This is a genomic window from Citrobacter sp. Cpo147 (assembly GCF_030332405.1).
GTDB lineage: Bacteria > Pseudomonadota > Gammaproteobacteria > Enterobacterales > Enterobacteriaceae > Citrobacter > Citrobacter portucalensis.
In genome coordinates, this window is the sequence record NZ_JAOWHX010000041.1 from 181,088 (window position 1) to 203,928 (window position 22,841).

Genomic DNA, 22,841 nt, shown 5'->3' on the forward strand with positions numbered 1-22,841 from the left:
CGACTGGCGGAAAGAGGATGAACAGGAAAATTTTCCGTTCTGCTGGCGAACCGACCTATTTAAGGTGGTACGCCAGCATTACAGTAGTTCAAAAACAGTCAATTAGCAGTAAAGTTTGCAGAACATCACATTTTTTACCCTATGCTGACGGTTTCACTTCCGGCTCATCGGCGACATCGCCCGTATGCTTACCTTCATCCGTGCCTTGCCAGCCATGGCGTTGAATTAACGATAAGTGCTGACGATCTTCCGCAATAATTTCACTCAGCATTGCGCTGGTGCGTTTATAAACGGCCGCGCGGGAAGTCGCGTCATTTTCCCCTTTCACCATCTCCTCTACCATCATGGTATTGAATCGGCGGAATACGTCAGCCCGCTCACGTGCCTCATAGCGCCCAAGCCCGAGACCTTCCAGCGCCAGACGTCCGGTCTTCAATGCACCTTCAAAGGTTTCACGTTCCGGCATATCCACGCCCGCCTGGCGCAGGCGGATGTAATGATCCACGTCGCGCGCACGAGCAATAATTTGCAGATGCGGGAAATGCTCTTTAACCATTTCAGTTAATTGCAGACTGGTTTGCGGATCGTCAATGGCATTAATAATGACTTCAGCTTTCGCCGCCCCGGCAGACTCCAGCAGATCCATCCGGGTCGCGTCGCCATAGAAAACCTTCATCCCGAATTTACGCAGCGTTTCGATATGGTCCGGGTCATGATCAAGAACCACCATTTTGACCCCGCTCGACAACAGCAAACGACCGGTTATCTGGCCAAATCGCCCAAACCCGGCGATGATCACCCTAGGTTGTTCCTCATCGATTTCATCGGCTTCCCGCTCTTCCTCAGTCGCCGATTTTTCCAGACGCGTCAAAATCACCAGCAAAATCGGCGTAGCCGCCATCGACAACGCCACCGCCAGCGTCAGCGATTTCGCCCAGTCAGGATCGAGCACATTTGCCATTTGCGCCGCGCCAAACACCACAAAGGCAAACTCACTGCCCTGCCCTAATAATACGGCAAACCAGCGACGCTGCTTGTTCGGCACCTGCAACGGTTTCGCTATCAACCACAGCATGACGGTTTTGATAACCAGGAAACCGACCAGTAGAATGATAATGCGCAAGGGATTATCAATCAGCGTACCAAAGTCGATAGACATCCCTACACCGATGAAAAACAGCCCCAGCAGCAGTCCTTTAAATGGTTCAATGTCGCTTTCCAACGCGTGGCGATACTCAGAGCTTGCCAGCAGCACCCCAGCCAGGAATGCCCCCATCGCCATCGACAATCCAACCTCTTCCAACAGCAGACCGAAGCCAAACACGAGGAACAGCGCAACGGCACTGAACACTTCCCGCAGGCCCGAACGGGCGACAAAACGCAAGGCAGGACGTGTGACATAACGACCTAACAGCACCACCAGCACCAGTGCGCCCGCTACCTTAAGGGCAGACAATGCAAACGCCCCAAGCGTTGTTGATGCGCCACTCGCTGCCAGTAATGGGATCATCGCCACCAGTGGAATAGCAGCGATATCCTGGAACAGCAGCACGGCAAAGGCGCTGCGACCCATTTGCGAAACCATCAGGTTGCGTTCATTCATTGCCTGCATAGCGATAGCCGTAGAGGAAAGCGCCAGTGTCATGCCGATCAGCTCCGCTACCTGCCAGCGCAGACCGAGGAACATACAGAACACACCAATCAGGCCTCCGCAAACCACCATTTGCAATGCGCCGCCGCCGAACACCGAGGCTCGCAGTTTCCACAAACGTTGCGGATCCAGTTCAAGGCCGATAACAAACAGCATCAGCACCACACCGATCTCCGCAAAATGCAGGATGGATTCGGCATCCGTCACCAGCCTCAGGCCCCATGGGCCGATAATGCACCCGGCAATGAGATACCCCAGTACCGACCCGAGCCCCAACCGTACGGCGATGGGGACAATCAGTGCCGCCGATCCGAGGTAAATCAGCGCCTGTATCAGCGTATGGCTATCCATGGTGTGCCTCCTGCCATTCCATCAGACGCTGTTTGTAGTGACGCGCCTGCGCTTGCAGGGTTTCATCATCACAGATAAACGTACAGTGCATCGCAAACGGCGGTAGCCATTTGAGGCCACAATAAAGTGCCGTCGCCTGTAAGGGTTGAGAAAGCACATCAAATCCGGGATGGGAGCCAATATCGAAGTGGTTTTCACCGCCGCCGGTCGTCACTGCCCACAGCAGATGTTTACCGTGCAGCGCAGTACCGCCATGGCCATACGCCCAGCCGTGCGAAAGGACTTTATCCATCCACAGCTTGAGTAATGGAGGTGTGCTGTACCACTGCATCGGATGCTGCCAGATGATCAAATCAGCGCGTGCCAGCGCATCCTGTTCAGCGGCAATATCGATATTGAAGTCGGGGTAGAGCTGGTAGAGCGAGCGGATCTCCACGCCCTCCAGCGTCCTTGCCTGTTCAAGCATCCGCTTATTCGCATGCGAGTGCTGCGGATAGGGATGCGCATAAATGATGAGGATCATGATTAGCCTGTTTCACTGCATTATTGTAATAACAGTGAGTTTAGTCAGTTAATCCGCAGGCTAACAGCCAATATTATTGAGGCCTATACACAAAATCATTCATGTTGCATCAAGGCGGCAAGGGAATGAATCCCCAGAAGCTTACTAAAGTAAGTGACTGGGGTGAATGAGCGCAGCCAACACTGAGGCAACTTGAAGGATGAAGTGTATATTAGTTGTCCAGCTCACTCATATCCTTAACCTGATCGCGGTTAATCTGTTCCGTCTTACCCGTTTGCGCATTTTTATACGACACCAGGCCAGTATCATCATCGACTTGCGGTTTGCCGTCAGTGACGATTGTTTTGCCATCGGTGGTTTTAACCGCCTGGTTTGAGGAACAACCGGCTACGGTAAATAGTGCTGCTGCGGTAAAAATTGAGGTGATCAGGATATGTTTTTGCATGGTGTTCTCCCTGCTTTTCAGTTGTTTTCAGTGATATACCCAGTTAACTGTAGGCTAACTGACTGAGTTGCAGGGAAAATACAGAACACTCCTAATAACTCGCCCTGGTCACGGGCTTACTGCGAATCGTCATTTGACTGGTTTGCGCCAGCGTCAGACCTCGCGTTTCCGGGGCGAAAGCGATGGACACAAGCAGGCCAATCAGCGAAATTCCTGCGCCCATCAGCATGACATTGCTGATCCCGTATTTGGTAATGAACACCGGCAGTGCCCAGGTTGAAACAATGGTGCCGATGCGGCTTAAGGACATAATCACCCCGACGGCAGATGCGCGAATGTCGGTAGGGAACAGTTCATTTGGGTACAGCCACTGAAGATTTCCCGGTCCCCCCGAGAAAAAGGCGTACACGGCAAACGCCAGCACCACCAGCCACGCTCCCATATCAGGAATTAACCCCAGCACGGCCAGCGCCAGCGTCATCATAATAAAGCTGCCAATTAACAATGGCCGACGGCCCGCGCTATTGAGCCAGAACATGGGCGGAATGCACCCCAGCATAAAGCACAGGCTTATCACCACATTGCCCAACGCCGCGCTTTTCCCGGCACCAAGCCCCAACAGTCCAACAATCTGCGGACCAAAGGTATAAATGGCGAACATCGGGATCACCTGACAGGTCCAGATAGCGGCAACAAACAGGACAAACGGGAAATGACGGCGGTTAAACAGCTGCAGGAAGCGCGTCTCCTGCGGCGCCTCTTCGTCGAACACCACCGGTTCGCCGAACAGTTTGATCATCATCGCTTCACACTCTTTCACCCGACCTTTACGCAGCAGCCAGCGCGGCGATTCAGGAAGATCGAAGCGCCCAATCAGGATCAAAATACAGGGGATCACCGCGCTGCCCAGCATCCAGCGCCATCCGCCCTCAACATCATACAGCCAGTAACCGACCAGATCGGCACAGGTGGCGCCGACATACCACATCGCGGCGATAAAACCGATGGAGAAAGCGCGCTGGCGGGTATTGGAGAACTCGGTAATCATCGATGTAGCAATTGGATAATCGGCACCAATCACAATGCCGATCAGCACACGCATCACCAACAGTTCAACGGGTGAGGAAACAAACATGGTTGCCGCCGATATCACGCCAATGGCGATAATATCGATGATGAACATTTTTCGCCGCCCGACCTTATCGGAAATGTAGCCAAACAGCGACGTCCCCACAAACAGACCGGCGAGCGTGCCGGCCCCCAGCAGACCAATCCACTGTGCGTCCAGTTTCAATGCTGGCGTGAGCTGTTCCAGCGCCACGCCAATCATCACCAGCACATAACCATCCAGAAATGGCCCACCGCTTCCCCACAGCATTATCCGGCGGTGAATAGAGGTAAATTTGATGTCATCAAAGTTCCTGGGCTGCTGCATAGCGACTTCCTGTTTCAACACGGGCAAAGCGTCATCTGTAGGCCGGATAAGGCGTTTACGCCGCCATCCGGCATTGGCGCCACATGATTGCCGGATGGCGACGCTACCGCGTCTTATCCGACCTACGGGTGCACAACCTCGCACTTATTAGCCGTAGCGAAACTCCACGCCAAATGTCCCGCGCGGGTATTCCCATTTTTCCAACGCTGTATCAAGTCCGAGAATGCGGCACGTTCCGCACTCCAGGCATCCGGCGTAATCAAAACGAACGCTGCCGTCGTCCTGCTTTTTATACAGTCCGGCTGGACAAGCCTTAATCAGTACTTCCAGCGCCTGTTTATCAGGATCGGTTTTGAGAATGATGTGCGGGCTGTCTTCATCCACATTGAACTTATTGACGCCCAGTTTGACGTCCACATTGACGGGAGATGTCATAATACGGTCACTCCTTTCAGGCCATCTTTCATCAGGTTGATGAAGCCCACTTTCTTCGCATGACGCAGGATTTTTTTGCGCATTGGCACCGGAGCGGAACCATCCACGGTGAACAGGTCGCGCGCGATACTGACCGCCATTTCGGGATAGGCGGTAAACATGCGTGGGTTATCAAGGAAAGCGGGAAGCTTCTGATACATGCGCATATCGCGCATTGGACCATCATCGAGATGCTGATGGTATTCGCCCAGCGACTGCTTGCTGAAGTCGTCGCGCTTCATCGCGGAAAGCACCGTTTTCGCCGCCGCTTCGCCTGCAGATATGGCGAGATCCATACCACGGATGGTAAAGCCGAGGTTCATACACATTCCGGCAGCATCACCGGCAATCAGCACTCCGTCACCCACCAGTTCAGGCTGCATATTCATACCGGCCTCCGGTACGACGTGCGCGGCATATTCCACCAGCTTGCCACCAGCGATCAGTGGGGCAACCGCCGGATGCTGTTTGAAATCTTCCAGCATTTGTGGGACCGATTTTTTAGCATCTTTCAGATGATGAAGACCGCAGACCAGCCCCAGAGAAAGGGTCGTTTCATTAGTATAGAGGAAGCCCCCGCCCATCAACCCATCGGTTGGCGAACCGGCAAACAGGCAGGCTGCGCCTTCGTTCCCCTGTAACTGGAAACGATCTTCAATCACCGATTTTGGCAATTCGATCAGCTCTTTTACGCCAACGGCAACATGCGATGCCTCAACGCGCTTTGCCATGCCCAGTTTTTCTGCCAACAAAGAATTCACCCCGTCAGCGAGGATCACCACTTTGGCTTCCAGAATATCGCCATCGGCTTCCACACCCACGACTTTGCCTTCGCGCTGCACAACATTATCCACCCGAATACCGGTGATAAGCTGGGCTCCCGCCTCCTCGGCCTGCTCCATCAGCCAGGCGTCAAATTTGCTACGTAAGACGGAATAAGAAACCTGCGACGATACGGCCTCTTCACCATTGCAATAGTCGATGGTCATCGCCCCTTTGTCGGTCATAAAGGCGAGTTTTTCGTGGGTGATGATGCGTTCAATGGGGGCCTGCTCAGCAAAGCCGGGAATGATGCGTTCCAGGCTATGGGCATACATGCGCCCACCGGTGACATTCTTCGCGCCAGCAGAATTGCCGCGCTCGATGACCAGCACCTGTGCACCTTCCCGAGCCAGCACCAGCGCCGCAACCGAACCGGCCAGACCTGCACCCACGATGATGGCATCAAAGATATCTTCGGACATACGTACTCCTGTCAGTGGCAGGATACTTTCGCACCCTGCCCGATTGGTTTAACGCGCCAGAGCAGCCGTCAGCGCAGGCAGGATCTTCAGCGCATCGCCAACGATGCCAAAATCTGCGTACTGGAAGATCGGCGCATTTTTATCTTTGTTGATGGCGAAAATCGTCTGCGCGCCGTTGGCGCCGACCATATGTTGGATCTGCCCGGAGATCCCCACGGCCAGGTACAGTTCTGGTTTGAGCATCAGGTTGGAAATGCCGACGTAGCGTTCGTGCTCCATCCACTTCTCGTTTTCCGCCACTGGACGGGAACAGGCCAGCTCAGCGCCAATCGCCTGGCACAGCGCTTCAGCCAACGAGATATTTTCTTTGCTACCGATACCGCGCCCCACGCTGACCACCAGACGGGCTTTGTCGAGATCAACGCTATTGCTCTGACGCGCCTGAGTGGCCGTACGGGTCACGGCGATAGCCGGAGCCTGCCACTGGACGGTGTGCACCTCGCCGCTGCGAGCGGTATCCAGTTGCTGCGCGTCAAACGTTCCACTGCTGAGTGTGATCACAGCAAACAGTGAAGCGATTGTTTCTGCTCCCATCGCCAGGCCGCCGTAGACCATATGTTTGACCGCTGCTTTTCCGTCCTGCACCGCGACTGCGCTGGCGTCATTTGAGACTGCAGCCGACAAGCGAAAGCCCAGCTTTGCCGCTAACAGCTTGCCCCGACGCGTATTCGGCAGCAGCACCGCGCCGCCCTCGCTGTGCTGACGAATGGTTTCGACCATCGCATCGGCGTAGTCTTCAACCATACGGTCTTCTGGTTTGCCGCTGAGCAGCCAGACATGATCCGCCCCTAAATGGCATGCCGCCGCGCTGTCCTCATCGCTGAGCACAAACGTGTTAACGTTTTCACCTAAAGCCTGCGCACCATTCATCAGTTCCGGCAGACGAGAAGGGGTATCGCTGAATACCCAGACACTGGAAAATTTGTTCATAACATCCCCTGATAATTAAATGATTTTGCGAAGATTCTCGACAAACGCAGCAATCTGTTCTTCACCGTCACCTTCAATCACAACGCGCTGACGCTCGCGCTGCTTCGGTGCGGCAACCTGTTGTTCGGAATACGCTTGCGTACCGTTCAGCCCAATGTCCGCAGACGACCAGACCTGAACCGGTTTTTTCGCCGCGCCAAGAATGGCTTTCATGGAAGGGATTTGAGGGGTGTTGATGTCAGTAGAGACCGCGATAACCGCCGGAAGCGGGATACTCAGGGTTTCAACTTCATCTTCCAGTTCACGCTCTACCGTCAGCGTGCTGTCGGTAAGAGAGAGGATTTTACTCACGCCGTTAATCGCCGGCACGTTCAGCATTTCGCCCACCAGCAGGCCAACCTGCTGAGCATAAAGATCGGAAGAACCGTCGCCGCAAATAAGCAGATCAAAACCTGATTTTTGTGCGGCGGCGGCCAGCGCGGTGGCGGTTTGTTGCGGCAGCGCCTGTTCAAATTGATCGTCAATGACAACAATCAGTTCATCTGGGCCACGGGAGAGCACATCTTTGCGCCCTTTTGCATTGGTCAGCGCTTTGCCGCCGACGCTCATGGCCACAACCTGAGCCTCTCCCACCTGCTGTTTTAACTGGCAAGCCGCTTCGATCGCGTTCAGATCATATTGGCTGATTTTGCCATCCGCTTTGCTGAAATCGAGTGTTCCATCAGCATTATTAATCGCAATATCCTGCTCATCAGGTACGCATTTGTAGCAAGTAATTATCTTCATTGCATCTCCAGAAATCATGAAGGAAACGTATTTATATCGGCGGTGTTAAATACAGATATCACGCTCTTTAATTCGGAAATAAAACATTAATCACCAATATTGAAAATGTCACACATTGATATTCGTAACTTTCAATAGTGTTATGCACCTCACCAATATTGAAAGAAACATGTCAAATACGAAAATTTTCAATATTGTTTGCTGGTTCAACAATATTGAACACCAGTCACTTAAAAAAGTTAAAAAATCAACATTAATATTATGATTAATAAAAGAATTATTTGGATTTTCAGACAAAATAACCAGCATAAAAAAGTGTGACACAGATAACAGAATAGCCGGAAGTGAATACCCATTATGAGTTACTCACTGAGGCGCCCCAGAGGTTAAAAAGTTATCAACAAATCATTAATAACAAATAAACAAACAATCACATACGGGCACGCTAAATAAATTTCGTTTTCACACTGGAATTCACTTATGAAAAATGAAAAGAGAAAGTCGGGAATTGAACCGAAGGTTTTTTTTCCGCCATTAATAATTGTTGGGATACTTTGTTGGCTAACAGTAAGAGATCTTGATGCCGCTAACGTCGTTATTAATGCGGTATTCAGTTATGTCACCAACGTCTGGGGTTGGGCATTCGAATGGTATATGGTCGTCATGCTCTTCGGTTGGTTCTGGTTGGTCTTTGGCCCATATTCGAAAAAGAAATTAGGCGACGAAAAACCCGAGTTTAGTACCGCCAGCTGGATTTTTATGATGTTCGCTTCCTGTACATCCGCCGCGGTGCTGTTCTGGGGTTCCATCGAGATCTACTATTATATCTCTACCCCGCCTTTTGCTCTCGCCCCCAACTCCGTTGGCGCAAAAGAGATAGCTCTGGCGTACAGCTTGTTCCACTGGGGACCGCTGCCGTGGGCAACCTACAGCTTCCTTTCAGTCGCGTTCGCCTACTTCTTCTTTGTACGCAAAATGGACGTTATCCGCCCCAGTTCCACACTGGTGCCGTTAGTTGGCGAGAAGCATGCTAAGGGCTTGTTCGGCACCATCGTCGATAACTTCTATCTGGTGGCGCTGATCTTCGCGATGGGCACCAGCCTCGGTCTCGCTACCCCGCTGGTAACCGAGTGTATGCAATGGCTGTTCGGTATTCCGCATACGCTGCAACTCGACGCCATCATCATTACCTGCTGGATCATATTGAATGCCATTTGCGTGGCCTGCGGCCTGCAAAAAGGGGTCAAGATCGCCAGCGACGTACGTAGTTATCTAAGCTTCCTGATGCTCGGCTGGGTGTTTATCGTCAGTGGCGCCAGCTTCATCATGAACTACTTCACCGACTCGGTCGGCATGCTGCTGATGCATCTGCCGCGCATGCTGTTCTATACCGATGCCATCGGCAAAGGCGGCTTCCCGCAGGGCTGGACTGTTTTCTACTGGGCGTGGTGGGTTATTTACGCTATCCAGATGAGTATCTTCCTGGCACGTATTTCTCGCGGTCGTACCGTACGTGAACTGTGTTTCGGGATGGTACTGGGCCTGACCGCATCCACCTGGATCCTGTGGACCGTCCTTGGCAGCAACACGCTGCTGCTGATGGATAAAAACATTCTCAACATCCCGCAGCTAATTGAACAACACGGCGTGGCGCGCGCCATTATCGAAACCTGGGCTGCTTTACCGCTCAGCACCGCCACCATGTGGGGATTCTTTATCCTCTGCTTTATTGCCACCGTCACGCTGATTAACGCCTGCTCCTACACCCTGGCGATGTCCACCTGTCGCGAAGTTCGTGATGGTGAAGAACCGCCGCTGTTGGTGCGTATCGGTTGGTCCGTTCTGGTCGGCGTCATCGGCATCGTTCTGCTGGCGCTGGGTGGGCTGAAGCCCATTCAGACCGCAATTATCGCCGGGGGATGTCCGCTGTTCTTCGTCAACATCATGGTGACGCTGTCCTTTATTAAAGACGCCAAAGTGCACTGGAAAGACAAGTAATTCTTATTAACCCAATTGATCAAGAGGCTGAAAGATGGATTTCAACTTAAATGACGAGCAGGAACTGTTTGTCGCCGGTATTCGTGAACTGATGGCCAGTGAGAACTGGGAAGCTTATTTTGCCGAGTGCGATCGCGACAGCGTCTACCCTGAGCGTTTTGTAAAAGCGCTGGCGGATATGGGCATCGATAGCCTGTTGATCCCGGAAGAACATGGCGGACTTGAAGCCGGTTTTGTCACCGTTGCCGCTGTTTGGATGGAACTCGGACGTCTTGGTGCACCGACTTACGTGTTGTACCAATTACCAGGCGGTTTTAACACTTTTCTGCGTGAAGGTACCCAAGAGCAAATTGATAAAATCATGGCGTTCCAGGGGACCGGTAAGCAGATGTGGAACTCTGCTATCACCGAACCGGGAGCGGGATCGGATGTTGGCAGTCTGAAAACCACTTATACACGCAAAGATGGTAAGGTTTATCTTAATGGCAGTAAGTGCTTTATCACCAGTAGCGCCTATACCCCGTACATCGTGGTGATGGCGAGAGATGGTGCATCGCCGGATAAACCTGTTTACACTGAGTGGTTCGTTGACATGAGCAAAGCGGGTATCAAGGTCAACAAGCTGGAGAAACTCGGTCTGCGCATGGATAGCTGCTGTGAAATCACCTTTGACGACGTTGAACTGGACGAGAAAGACATGTTCGGTCGGGAAGGGAATGGTTTCAACCGCGTAAAAGAAGAGTTTGACCATGAACGCTTCCTCGTCGCGCTGACCAACTACGGTACGGCAATGTGCGCTTTTGAAGACGCCGCGCGTTACGCCAACCAACGCGTACAGTTTGGCGAAACGATCGGCCGTTTCCAGCTGATCCAGGAGAAGTTTGCGCACATGGCGATCAAACTGAATTCCATGAAAAACATGCTGCTGGAAGCCGCATGGAAAGCGGATAACGGCACCATTACTTCGGGTGACGCGGCAATGTGTAAATACTTCTGCGCCAACGCCGCGTTCGAGGTGGTAGACACCGCCATGCAGGTACTGGGAGGTGTTGGTATCGCGGGCAACCACCGCATCACGCGTTTCTGGCGTGACCTGCGCGTTGACCGTGTTTCTGGTGGTTCTGACGAAATGCAGATCCTGACGTTGGGTCGTGCGGTACTCAAGCAATACCGCTAGAACGACGCAACCTGTAGGCCTGATAAGACGCCATAGCGTCGCCATCAGGCACTCAATGCCGGATGGCGGCGCGAGCGCCTTATCCGGCCTACATGGACACCCATAAATGCCAGGAGAAAAATGATGAATCATTTACCAATGCCAGCCTTCGGCCCGCTTTCCGGGGTACGCGTTGTCTTTTCAGGGATCGAAATTGCCGGTCCTTTCGCCGGACAGATGTTCGCCGAATGGGGCGCCGAGGTTATCTGGATTGAAAACGTCGCATGGGCCGATACCATCCGCGTGCAGCCTAACTACCCGCAGCTCTCACGCCGTAACCTGCACGCCCTGTCGCTGAATATTTTCAAAGATGAAGGCCGGGAAGCGTTTCTGAAGCTGATGGAAACCACCGATATTTTCATTGAAGCCAGTAAAGGCCCAGCCTTTGCCCGCCGCGGTATTACCGATGAAGTGCTGTGGGAACATAACCCGAAACTGGTTATCGCCCACCTTTCCGGCTTCGGCCAGTTTGGAACCGAGGAGTACACCAATCTTCCGGCGTATAACACCATCGCACAGGCGTTCAGCGGCTATCTGATCCAAAACGGCGACGTGGATCAGCCAATGCCCGCCTTCCCGTACACCGCCGATTACTTCTCCGGGATGACCGCAACGACAGCAGCGCTGGCAGCCCTGCACAAAGTGCGCGAAACGGGTAAAGGTGAAAGCATCGATATCGCTATGTACGAAGTGATGCTGCGCATGGGTCAGTATTTCATGATGGATTACTTCAACGGCGGCGAAATTTGCCCACGCATGACCAAAGGCAAAGACCCGTATTACGCTGGCTGCGGCCTGTATAAATGCGCCGATGGCTATATCGTCATGGAGCTGGTCGGCATCACGCAAATCAACGAATGCTTCAAGGATATTGGCCTCGCCCACATTCTTGGCACACCGGAAGTCCCGGAGGGCACCCAGCTTATTCATCGTGTGGAATGCCCTTACGGCCCGCTTGTGGAAGAGAAACTGGACGCCTGGCTGGCAACGCACACCATCGCCGAAGTCCAGACGCGCTTTGCTGAGCTGAACATCGCCTGCGCGAAGGTGCTGACTATTCCTGAACTGGAAGGCAACCCGCAGTACGTTGCCCGTGAATCTATTACTCAGTGGCAAACAATGGATGGCCGCACCTGCAAAGGGCCAAACATCATGCCGAAATTTAAAAACAACCCGGGGAAAATCTGGCGCGGCATGCCGTCACATGGCATGGATACTGCCGCCATTCTGAAAAATATTGGTTATAGCGAAGCAGACATAAATGAGCTGGTCGGCAAAGGCCTGGCCAGAGTTGAGGAATAAACGCGACGCGCTGACCCCTCGATGGTTAGCGCTCACGCCTGATTTCAGTGGATAAAGCAATATGGATATCGTTGGCGGACAAAACTTACGTCAGATGTGGGACGACCTGGCCGGGGTGTACGGAGATAAAACGGCGTTAATTTTCGAATCCTGCGAAGGAGTCGTTCGGCAGTTTAGCTATGCCTCGCTCAATGAAGAGATTAACCGCACCGCAAACCTGTTCCATTCCTTAGGGATCCGCAAGAGCGATAAGGTCGCATTGCATCTGGATAACTGTCCGGAATTCATTTTTTGCTGGTTTGGGCTGGCAAAAATTGGCGCCATCATGGTACCGATTAATGCCCGCTTGCTGGGTGAAGAAAGTGCCTGGATCCTGCAAAACAGCCAGGTAAGTCTGCTGGTCACCAGCGCCCAGTTTTATCCTATGTACCGCCAGATACGGCTGGAAAATAGCACCCCGCTTAATCATATCTGTCTGATTGGCGAACAGCTTCCGGCTGACGACGGCGTGAGTCACTTTACCCAACTGCAATCCCGCCAGTCCGCCACGCTGTGCTATATGCCCGCGTTATCCATTGACGATACGGCGGAAATTCTGTTTACCTCAGGCACCACCTCTCGACCTAAAGGGGTGGTAATTACCCACTACAACCTGCGTTTTGCGGGCTATTACTCTGCCTGGCAAATTGCTCTGCGTAATGATGACGTCTACATGACGGTGATGCCCGCTTTTCATATCGACTGTCAGTGTACCGCCGCAATGCCCGCATTCTCCGCAGGCAGCACCTTTGTGCTGCTAGAGAAGTACAGTGCCAGGGCGTTCTGGAATCAGGTGCATAGATATAAGGCGACAGTTACCGAATGCATTCCGATGATGATCAGAACGCTAATGGTGCAGCCCGCTGCACCAACCGACAAACAGCATCACCTGCGCGAAGTGATGTTCTATCTCAATTTATCCGAGCAGGAAAAAGACGATTTTACCGAACGCTTTGGCGTCAGGCTGCTGACCTCCTACGGTATGACTGAAACCATCGTCGGTATTATCGGCGACCGTCCCGGAGACAAACGACGCTGGCCCTCCATTGGCCGCGTGGGATTTAGCTATGAAGCCGAAATCCGTGACGATCACAACCGTCCCCTGCCCGCCGGAGAAATTGGCGAAATCTGTATTAAAGGCGTGCCGGGCAAAACCATCTTCAAAGAGTACTACGCGCAGCCGGAGGCTACCGCCAAAGCGCTGGAGCCCGGGGGCTGGTTACATACCGGTGATTCGGGCTATCAGGATGAGGATGGCTATTTTTATTTCGTCGACAGACGCTGCAACATGATTAAACGCGGTGGGGAAAATGTCTCCTGCGTCGAGTTGGAAAATATTATTTCTGCGCATCCGAAAATTCAGGACATTGTGGTTGTCGGTATTAAAGATTCAATCCGTGATGAAGCCATTAAAGCGTTTATCGTCCTTAATGAAGGTGAAACATTAAGCGAAGCCGAGTTCTTCAGCTTCTGCGAAAACAATATGGCGAAATTCAAGGTTCCCTCTTTTATGGAGATAAGAGCCGACCTGCCGCGCAATTGTTCAGGAAAAATAATCAAAAAAAATCTGAAATAACCCTTCCGACAGGAACTCCTCCTGCCGGGAAATCTATTTATCTGGAGATGAACTATGAGTGAATCATTACATCTGACCCGTAACGGCCCGATCCTGGAAATTACCCTCGACCGACCTAAAGCCAATGCCATTGACGCCAAAACCAGCTTTGCCATGGGTGAAGCGTTTCTTAATTTTCGTGACGACCCGGAATTACGCGTAGCGATTATCACCGGCGGCGGTGAGAAATTCTTTTCTGCGGGCTGGGACTTAAAAGCGGCGGCTGAAGGTGAAGCGCCGGATGCCGATTTTGGCCCAGGTGGCTTTGCCGGTTTAACCGAAATTTTCGACCTCGATAAACCGGTCATCGCTGCGGTAAACGGCTATGCGTTTGGCGGTGGTTTTGAATTGGCGCTGGCAGCGGATTTTATCGTCTGCGCGGATAACGCCAGCTTCGCACTACCGGAAGCCAAGCTCGGGATCGTGCCAGACAGCGGTGGCGTACTGCGTCTGCCTAAGCTGCTGCCACCGGCAATCGTCAACGAAATGGTGATGACCGGCAGACGAATGAGCGCCGAAGAAGCGCTGCGCTGGGGCATCGTCAACCGCGTTGTCAGCCAGAGCGAACTGATGGATAGCGCGCGCGTACTGGCGCAGCAGTTGGTCAATAGCGCCCCGCTGGCTATCGCCGCACTGAAAGAGATCTATCGCACCACCAGCGAAATGCCGGTGGAAGAAGGCTACCGCTACATCCGCAGCGGCGTGCTGAAACACTATCCATCTGTACTGCATTCGGAAGATGCGCTTGAAGGTCCGCAGGCGTTTGCCGAAAAACGCGACCCGGTGTGGAAAGGTCGTTAATAAGCCGATGCCGGATAGCGATTCGCTGATCCGGCAATAAAACCGAGATAAAACGATGAGCTACTACGCCTTTGAGGGCCTGATTCCGGTGGTACATCCGGATGCCTTTGTCCATCCCAGCGCCGTGCTGATTGGCGATGTCATAGTGGGTGCCGGAGTTTATATTGGCCCGCACGCGTCATTGCGCGGTGACTATGGTCGCTTGATCCTGGAGGCTGGTTCTAATTTGCAGGATGGCTGCATCATGCACGGCTACTGTGACACCGATACCATTGTGCATGAGAACGGACACATCGGCCATGGCGCAATCCTGCACGGTTGCGTGGTGGGCAGAGATGCGCTGATCGGCATGAACAGCGTCATTATGGACGGCGCAGTGATTGGCGAAGAGAGCATTGTCGCCGCCATGAGCTTTGTCAAAGCCGGATTTCAGGGAGAGGCAAGGCAGATGCTGGTTGGCTCACCCGCTCGCGTATTGCGTGAAGTCACGGACCAGGAACTGCACTGGAAACGGCTAAACACCAAAGAGTATCAGGATCTTGCAATCCGCTGCCACACAGGTCTACACGAAACACTGCCCTTAACGCGGGTCGAAGAAAACCGGCCACGCCTGAAAGGCACAACGGACGTAAAACCCAAATCAGCACAGTAATTGATGCCGGATGCGCTCACGCTTATCCGGCCTACGCGTCAATCACCGTTTATGCCGCCATCAGGCAAACTGATTATTAGCGACGCATACTCTTGGAGAGCATCATCTGCCATTTCTGCTCACGGTTGAGCTCTGTTGGAGGAACGGCAGACAGGCGTGGCGTTTTCGCCATGCTCACCTTTTTCTCCTGCAAATTGTGATTCAGTCGGCTGTAAAGATGAGAGTCAATGCTCACGACTTTCACCAGACGCTGGCACTGACAACCCCGACCGGCAATCTGATTAGGGATCATCTTAACTTCACAAACAATTTCGCCCACTTCCGACAGAATATAAGAGAGCGTATTAATTGCTTTGCAGTGCTCGATATCAAAATGGCGGGAAATTTCCTTTGCGGTGATCCAACGATCCTCGGCCATCATCCAGTCAGCAATTAACAAATAAAGCGGTCTTTCAACATATTTTTCACACATAAGCACACCATTTTCACAAATTAAAAATCTGGCTACGGCCTGTCCAAATTAATAAAAACTAAGCCATATTAAAATTGTGGATATAAAGGATAGTATGCGACTTGAATGTTGATTAGTGTGAGCAATATCGTGCTTATTACATTGAAAATGTGGTTACGGAAACGGACTTGTCCAGGAATGACCTTACGCAAGACAAAAAAAGGGTTTCTTTACAGAAACCCTTTCAAAATTATATTACAGGTCTGGTTAGAGCAATATTCACCGGACCTTTTGTTTATTACTTTTTGATCTGCGCGTGCATTTCCTGCACCGATGTTACCTTCTCGGTGGCATCGGCATTCAACGCCATCGCTGTGGCGAAACCGCCGTTCAGCGTAGTGTCATAATGCACTTTGTACTGCAGCGCGCTGCGGCGAATCAGCTTGGAGTCTTCAATCGCCTGACGACCTTCGGTGGTGTTGATGATATAGGTGTACTCGCCATTCTTGATACGGTCCTGAATGTGCGGACGACCTTCATGCACCTTGTTCACCAGACGTGGATTGATACCCGCTTCACCCAGCACAATCGCGGTCCCGTGCGTCGCATCCAGCTCGAAGCCAAACTTCAGCAGTTTCGCTGCCAGGTCCACCACGCGCTCTTTATCGCCTTCGCGAACGGAGAGCAGCGCACGACCCTGTTTTTTCATGGTGGAGCTGCTGCCCAACTGTGCCTTGGCGAACGCTTCCGCGAAGGTACGGCCCACGCCCATCACTTCCCCGGTAGAGCGCATTTCTGGCCCTAACAGCGGGTCAACGCCCGGGAATTTGTTGAACGGCAGCACCACTTCTTTTACCGAGTAGTACGGAGGGATTACTTCTTTGGTTACGCCCTGCTGTGCCAGCGTTTTCCCGGCCATCACGCGCGCCGCGACTTTCGCCAGCGGTACACCAGTTGCCTTGGAGACGAACGGAACGGTACGTGCCGCACGCGGGTTCACTTCAATCAGGTAAACTTCGTTATTCTTCACCGCAAACTGGACGTTCATCAGACCGCGAACCTGCAGTTCGAAGGCCAGTTTCTGCACCTGTTGGCGCATCACATCCTGAATTTCCTGGCTCAGGGTGTACGCAGGCAGAGAACATGCGGAGTCACCGGAGTGTACGCCCGCCTGTTCGATATGCTCCATGATGCCGCCAATCAGCACCATTTCACCGTCGCAGATAGCGTCCACGTCCACTTCAACCGCGTCATCAAGGAAACGGTCCAGCAGTACCGGCGCATCGTTAGAAACGCTGACTGCGGTCTGGAAGTAGCGACGCAGGTCGGCTTCGTCGTAGACGATTTCCATCGCGCGACCACCGAGAACATACGACGGACGCACTACCAGCGGGTAGCCAATCTCTTTCGCCTTCTCAACAGCCTGTTCGATAGCCGTTACGGTAGCGTTCGCCGGTTGTTTCAGCTTCAGACGGTCAACCGCCTGCTGGAAACGCTCGCGGTCTTCGGCGCGGTCGATGGCATCCGGGCTGGTACCGATAACCGGTACACCTGCCGCTTCCAGCGCACGCGCCAGCTTCAGCGGGGTCTGTCCGCCGTACTGTACGATGACGCCTTTCGGCTTCTCGATACGCACGATTTCCAGTACGTCTTCCAGCGTGACCGGCTCGAAGTACAGGCGGTCAGAGGTGTCGTAATCAGTTGAAACGGTTTCCGGGTTACAGTTGACCATGATGGTCTCATAACCGTCTTCACGCAGCGCCAGCGAGGCGTGTACACAGCAGTAGTCAAACTCAATGCCCTGACCGATACGGTTTGGACCACCGCCCAGCACCATGATTTTATCGCGGTCAACGGACGGGTTCGCTTCGCACTCATCTTCATAGGTGGAGTACATGTAAGCGGTGTCGGTGGCAAATTCTGCCGCACAGGTATCCACGCGTTTGTAGACCGGGTGCAGATTGTACTGGTCGCGCAGTTTGCGGATTTCCGCTTCGCGAACGCCGGCCAGTTTCGCCAGACGCGCATCGGCGAAGCCTTTGCGCTTCAGTACGCGCAGGAAGTCAGCGTCGAGGCCGTTGATGCCAAGGTCGGTGACTTTTTCTTCCAGACGTACCAGCTCTTCAATCTGCACCAGGAACCAGCGGTCGATGTTGGTCAGGTTGAACACGCCATCGACGGACAGGCCAGCACGGAAGGCATCGGCGATGTACCAGATACGCTCAGCGCCAGCGTCTTTCAGCTCACGACGGATTTTAGTCAGTGCTTCCGGGTCGTCCTGGCTTACTTTCGGGTCGAAGCCGGTCGCGCCCACTTCCAGACCGCGCAGCGCTTTCTGCAACGATTCCTGCTGGGTACGGCCAATCGCCATCACTTCACCGACAGATTTCATCTGCGTAGTCAGGCGGTCGTTAGCACCAACGAATTTCTCGAAGTTGAAGCGTGGTATTTTCGTCACAACGTAGTCGATGGACGGTTCAAACGAGGCCGGAGTACGGCCACCGGTGATGTCGTTCATCAGTTCGTCGAGGGTGTAACCTACGGCCAGCTTGGCGGCGACTTTCGCAATCGGGAAGCCGGTAGCTTTGGACGCCAGCGCCGAGGAGCGGGATACGCGCGGGTTCATCTCGATGACAATCAGGCGACCGTTTTTCGGGTTTACCGCAAACTGGACGTTAGAGCCGCCGGTTTCTACGCCGATTTCACGCAGTACCGCCATCGAGGCGTTACGCATGATTTGATATTCTTTGTCGGTCAGCGTCTGGGCAGGTGCTACGGTGATGGAGTCACCGGTATGGATGCCCATCGCATCGAAGTTTTCGATGGAGCAGACGATGATGCAGTTGTCGTTTTTATCACGCACCACTTCCATCTCGTACTCTTTCCAGCCAATCAGTGATTCATCAATCAGCAGCTCGTTGGTTGGGGAAAGATCCAGACCGCGTTCGCAGATTTCTTCGAACTCTTCGCGGTTGTAGGCGATACCGCCACCGGTGCCGCCCATGGTGAAGCTAGGGCGGATAATGCACGGGAAGCCAACGTCAGCGGCAACCGCCAGCGCTTCTTCCATGGTGTGAGCGATGCCTGAACGTGCGGTGTCGAGACCAATCTTCTTCATCGCGATATCGAAGCGACGACGGTCTTCCGCTTTATCAATGGCATCCGCCGTTGCGCCAATCATGGTCACGCCGAACTCAGCCAGTACGCCCTGGCGTTCCAGTTCCAGCGCACAGTTCAGCGCTGTCTGACCGCCCATGGTTGGCAGCACCGCATCCGGGCGTTCTTTCTCAATAATTTTGCGTACCACTTCCCAGTGAATCGGCTCGATGTAAGTGGCATCGGCCATTTCCGGGTCGGTCATGATGGTTGCCGGGTTGGAGTTCACCAGAATAACGCGGTAACCCTCTTCACGCAGGGCTTTACACGCCTGCGCGCCGGAATAGTCAAACTCACACGCCTGACCGATAACAATCGGACCCGCGCCCAGAATCAGGATACTTTTTATGTCTGTACGTTTTGGCATGGCTCTTTTACTCCTGATTATTTCGCGGACTGACGGTATTGCTCAATTAACTCGATAAAGTGGTCGAACAACGGTGCAGCGTCGTGCGGACCCGGACTCGCTTCAGGGTGCCCCTGGAAGCTAAACGCCGGTTTATCGGTACGATGAATCCCCTGCAAGGTGCCGTCGAACAGTGACTTGTGGGTCACGCGCAGGTTGGCAGGCATGGAGGCTTCATCTACAGCAAAACCGTGGTTCTGTGCGGTGATCATCACGGTATTGTTATCAATATCTTTTACCGGATGGTTGCCGCCGTGGTGGCCAAACTTCATCTTAATGGTCTTCGCGCCGCTCGCCAGCGCCAGCAGCTGATGGCCGAGGCAGATGCCAAATACCGGAATATCGGTTTCGAGGAATTTCTGAATCGCGGTAATCGCGTAGTCGCACGGCGCCGGGTCGCCAGGGCCGTTGGACAGGAAAATACCGTCCGGATTCATCTTCAGAACGTCTTCTGCTGAGGTTTTCGCCGGTACAACCGTCAGGCGGCAGCCGCGGTCCGCTAACATACGCAGAATGTTACGTTTGGCGCCGAAATCGTAAGCCACAACGTGGAAAGGCAGTTCATCGGCAGATTTCGCTTCCGGCAGGTCACCGGCTAGCGTCCAGCTCCCCTGCGTCCAACTATAAGGCTCCGCGGTGGTTACCTCTTTCGCCAGATCCATACCGTTCAGGCCAGGGAAAGCTTTTGCTTTTTCCAGTGCCAGCGCCGCATCCGGGTTATCTCCCGCGATGATGCAGCCGTTCTGTGCGCCCTTTTCACGCAGCAAACGCGTCAGCTTACGGGTATCGATATCAGCAATCGCCACAATGTTATGTCGCTTGAGGTAAGAAGAGAGGTCTTCAGTATCGCGGAAGTTGCTGGCAATCAGCGGCAGGTCGCGGATGACCAGGCCTTGCGCATGTACCTGAGAAGATTCTGCATCGGCTTCATTGGTGCCGACATTACCGATATGAGGATAAGTAAGAGTGACGATTTGGCGGGAATAGGAAGGATCAGTGAGGATTTCTTGATAACCGGTCATTGAAGTATTGAAAACGACTTCCCCAACCGCCGAACCTGTTGCCCCTATGGCCCGACCGTGAAACTGGGTTCCGTCTTCCAGAACCAATAGCGCTGACTTAATCAAAACACCCTCCAGAGAATATTCACTCACTTTATTTGCATATTAATTCATTAACACCTCATGAATCAATGCAAATTTGCTTACCTATGGATTTCTGGCAAACGGCGGCATTCTAGAGATAGCCCACGTAAAAGTCTACCCAAAAGGGCAATTTTTATTATTATTTTGCGCCACTGGGATAAATCACACGATTTAACAGGCAAAAAGATCAGCTAACTCGGGGTGGAAAACGCTTGCGGCAGGCAAAGAGTGTAAAAACAGAATGCGGGAGAGAAAAAAGTGGACCATTTGGTCAAAATTTACATTGAGATAACAGAATCACCCAACAAAATACGGAAAAATAACCAATAAAAAGAAAAAACATATTCAGAAGCTAAAAATAAAAGGGCAATAAAATATTGCCCTATGTAATCAAACAATTATGATTACAATAACCACATCACGAAGGGTAATTAAAGCTATAAACTGCGTAAATCAAGCACATCTTTCATATCAAAAAGACCATTTGACTTTGATTTTAGCCAAATTGCCGAACGCACTGCGCCATTGGCAAAAGTCATGCGGCTGGACGCTTTATGCGTGATCTCAATACGCTCGCCAATATCAGCAAACATCGCGGTGTGCTCACCGACGATATCCCCCGCCCGCACCGTGGCAAAACCGATCGTGCCCGGTACGCGCTCGCCGGTGTAACCCTCACGCGAATAGACGGCACACTCTTTTAAATCTTTATCCAGCGCCCCGGCAATCGCCTCGCCCATCGCCAGCGCAGTGCCTGACGGCGCATCAACTTTATGGCGGTGGTGAGCTTCAATAATCTCAATATCGGTGTAATCGCCCATCACTTTCGCCGCCTTCTCCAGCAGCTTAAGCATAACGTTCACGCCGACGCTAAAGTTCGCGGCGAAAACGATCGCAATCTCCTGCGCGGCATCACGAATAGCCTGTTTACCGGCATCGTCAAAGCCGGTGGTGCCAATCACCATCCCTTTACCGTGCTGACGACAAAACGCCAGATGCGCCAGCGTGCCTTCCGGACGGGTAAAATCGATGAAAACATCGAAATCATCTTTCACCGCGTCAAGGCTGCTTTGCACGGTAACGCCCGTTTTTCCGGCCCCCGCTAATTCTCCGGCATCACTTCCCAGTAAGGACGAGCCTTCGCGCTCTAACGCGGCACCCAATTGAACACCTTCCATCGCCATGGCGGCCTGGATTAACTGCCGTCCCATGCGGCCACCGGCGCCGGCAATTGCGACACGGATTTGTGCTTCATGCATAGCTATTCTCTTTTATAAAAATTGCGTAAACCGTTTTCAGAGTAACCAGCGCGCCCGGAGGCCGCTAGCTGAAAACACCCATAATTAGAATTTAATGATAAACAGAGGGGAATATCAGTAAAAGACATGATTCATCCCGCAGGATGAATCATTGCTGGAGCACAGGAAAGAAGTCAAACTTACTCAGTATGGCGCAAAATGATGGGAAAACGACGGAAATACGAGCACAAACCAGCCAGTCTGCGTAGATATTTTCGCGAGTGTGGTTTTATGGCACGAGCGTGTAGTTGACGATCATTTGCCCTTTTTTCATCTTCACCTGAGTAATCGTCACCGGCCCAATCTCAGAGAGATGCGCAACATGCGTCCCTCCGCAGGGATAAGCAAGGAGATGACCAAATCCAACCTGCCGCAACCCATCGGTGAATGTCACTTGTCTGGAGAGATTGTCTGCCTGCCAGGCGTTGATTTTCTCCTGCAGCGATAGCGTATCCGGTAACGTGCCGTTTTCACCGGCGGCGAAAGTAATGCGCCCCTCATTGGGCCAATGGTGTGCTTTCACCGGGAGCCAGCCGAACGCTGTACCCGCCAGGCCGATAAGATGTCCTGCCGAGTGCAGGCGGGCGTGCAGTTGACGCAGCGCGGCATCCACACGCAGGTTCACGATGCCGGGGAGGAGCGGTTTTGCCAGGATGTGCACCACATCGTCACCGCGCGCGAGGACTGTTTCAACCCGCTCATCATCAATCCAGCCCGCATCCGCAGGCTGCCCGCCTCCCTGCGGGTGAAAAAGGGTTCTATCCAGTACCACCGAGTACCGTCCATCCGGTTCAGCCGAGCAACTCAGTAAGTTAGCCTGGCCTTCAGTGTTATCGCTGGTGTAATAAAGACGTTCAGTCATG

At 52.9% G+C, this 22,841-nt stretch carries 19 protein-coding genes; 6 read left to right on the top strand and 13 right to left on the bottom strand.

Translation table 11 applies throughout. From position 1 onward, the window contains the following. Positions 1–139 precede the first annotated feature (139 nt). The 8 genes from kefC to OGY06_RS21600 all read right to left on the bottom strand — a co-directional run bounded on the left by kefC (position 140) and on the right by OGY06_RS21600 (position 7,899). Positions 140–2,002 (bottom strand): glutathione-regulated potassium-efflux system protein KefC, encoded by a 1,863-nt coding sequence (gene kefC, locus OGY06_RS21565; RefSeq protein WP_003829616.1) that lies wholly within the window; start codon positions 2,000–2,002, stop codon positions 140–142. Next, positions 1,995–2,525 (bottom strand): glutathione-regulated potassium-efflux system oxidoreductase KefF, encoded by a 531-nt coding sequence (gene kefF, locus OGY06_RS21570; protein WP_003829618.1) that lies wholly within the window; start codon positions 2,523–2,525, stop codon positions 1,995–1,997. Before kefF ends, kefC begins: the two co-directional genes overlap by 8 nt. A 211-nt stretch (positions 2,526–2,736) precedes the next feature. Then, a complete protein-coding gene (locus tag OGY06_RS21575; protein WP_003018880.1) occupies positions 2,737–2,970 on the bottom strand; it encodes a YgdI/YgdR family lipoprotein in 234 nt (77 codons plus the stop codon). A gap of 91 nt (positions 2,971–3,061) precedes the next feature. Next, on the bottom strand, positions 3,062–4,405 hold the full coding sequence (locus tag OGY06_RS21580; protein WP_003829621.1) for an MFS transporter: 1,344 nt from the start codon (positions 4,403–4,405) through the stop codon (positions 3,062–3,064). A 147-nt stretch (positions 4,406–4,552) separates the two neighbouring features. Further along, entirely contained in the window at positions 4,553–4,840 is a 288-nt protein-coding gene (fixX, locus tag OGY06_RS21585) for a ferredoxin-like protein FixX (RefSeq protein WP_000203736.1), read from the bottom strand. Then, on the bottom strand, positions 4,837–6,123 hold the full coding sequence (locus OGY06_RS21590; RefSeq protein WP_286605935.1) for an FAD-dependent oxidoreductase: 1,287 nt from the start codon (positions 6,121–6,123) through the stop codon (positions 4,837–4,839). The genes fixX and OGY06_RS21590 overlap by 4 nt, the downstream gene beginning before the upstream one ends. Positions 6,124–6,171: 48 nt before the next feature. Next, positions 6,172–7,113, bottom strand: coding sequence for an electron transfer flavoprotein subunit alpha/FixB family protein (locus OGY06_RS21595; protein ID WP_286605936.1), 942 nt, complete (start codon positions 7,111–7,113; stop codon positions 6,172–6,174). A gap of 15 nt (positions 7,114–7,128) precedes the next feature. Further along, positions 7,129–7,899 carry an electron transfer flavoprotein FixA gene (locus tag OGY06_RS21600; protein ID WP_191221844.1) on the bottom strand — a complete coding sequence of 257 codons (771 nt, stop codon included), beginning with the start codon at positions 7,897–7,899 and terminating at the stop codon, positions 7,129–7,131. 480 nt (positions 7,900–8,379) lie between these two features. On the opposite strand from OGY06_RS21600, the gene caiT reads away from it, so the two are divergent. The 6 genes from caiT to caiE all read left to right on the top strand — a co-directional run bounded on the left by caiT (position 8,380) and on the right by caiE (position 15,522). Then, entirely contained in the window at positions 8,380–9,897 is a 1,518-nt protein-coding gene (gene caiT / locus OGY06_RS21605; RefSeq protein WP_003829695.1) for an L-carnitine/gamma-butyrobetaine antiporter, read from the top strand. Positions 9,898–9,931: 34 nt separating this feature from the next. Continuing rightward, positions 9,932–11,074 carry a crotonobetainyl-CoA dehydrogenase gene (gene caiA / locus OGY06_RS21610; RefSeq protein WP_063941089.1) on the top strand — a complete coding sequence of 381 codons (1,143 nt, stop codon included), beginning with the start codon at positions 9,932–9,934 and terminating at the stop codon, positions 11,072–11,074. A gap of 123 nt (positions 11,075–11,197) precedes the next feature. Beyond that, entirely contained in the window at positions 11,198–12,415 is a 1,218-nt protein-coding gene (gene caiB / locus OGY06_RS21615) for an L-carnitine CoA-transferase (RefSeq protein ID WP_126319874.1), read from the top strand. Positions 12,416–12,476: 61 nt separating this feature from the next. After that, positions 12,477–14,030: a crotonobetaine/carnitine-CoA ligase gene (caiC, locus tag OGY06_RS21620; RefSeq protein ID WP_197385298.1), complete on the top strand. Its 1,554-nt coding sequence runs from the start codon at positions 12,477–12,479 to the stop codon at positions 14,028–14,030. Positions 14,031–14,084: 54 nt separating this feature from the next. Beyond that, positions 14,085–14,870 (top strand): crotonobetainyl-CoA hydratase, encoded by a 786-nt coding sequence (gene caiD / locus OGY06_RS21625; protein WP_286605937.1) that lies wholly within the window; start codon positions 14,085–14,087, stop codon positions 14,868–14,870. Positions 14,871–14,925: 55 nt separating this feature from the next. After that, positions 14,926–15,522, top strand: a complete 597-nt coding sequence (gene caiE, locus OGY06_RS21630) for a carnitine operon protein CaiE (protein ID WP_149335412.1) — start codon at positions 14,926–14,928, stop codon at positions 15,520–15,522. 76 nt (positions 15,523–15,598) lie between these two features. On the opposite strand, the gene caiF is transcribed toward caiE, so the two are convergent. The 5 genes from caiF to OGY06_RS21655 form a co-directional block, all read right to left on the bottom strand. Next, positions 15,599–15,994: a carnitine metabolism transcriptional regulator CaiF gene (gene caiF / locus OGY06_RS21635; protein ID WP_003829705.1), complete on the bottom strand. Its 396-nt coding sequence runs from the start codon at positions 15,992–15,994 to the stop codon at positions 15,599–15,601. Positions 15,995–16,271: 277 nt separating this feature from the next. Continuing rightward, on the bottom strand, positions 16,272–19,496 hold the full coding sequence (gene carB, locus OGY06_RS21640; RefSeq protein ID WP_286605938.1) for a carbamoyl-phosphate synthase large subunit: 3,225 nt from the start codon (positions 19,494–19,496) through the stop codon (positions 16,272–16,274). A 17-nt stretch (positions 19,497–19,513) separates the two neighbouring features. Continuing rightward, positions 19,514–20,662: a glutamine-hydrolyzing carbamoyl-phosphate synthase small subunit gene (gene carA / locus OGY06_RS21645; protein WP_003018918.1), complete on the bottom strand. Its 1,149-nt coding sequence runs from the start codon at positions 20,660–20,662 to the stop codon at positions 19,514–19,516. Positions 20,663–21,117: 455 nt separating this feature from the next. Then, positions 21,118–21,939, bottom strand: a complete 822-nt coding sequence (gene dapB, locus OGY06_RS21650; RefSeq protein WP_008786159.1) for a 4-hydroxy-tetrahydrodipicolinate reductase — start codon at positions 21,937–21,939, stop codon at positions 21,118–21,120. Positions 21,940–22,207: 268 nt separating this feature from the next. Beyond that, positions 22,208–22,840 carry an alanyl-tRNA editing protein gene (locus OGY06_RS21655; protein WP_063941085.1) on the bottom strand — a complete coding sequence of 211 codons (633 nt, stop codon included), beginning with the start codon at positions 22,838–22,840 and terminating at the stop codon, positions 22,208–22,210. Position 22,841 lies beyond the last annotated feature (1 nt).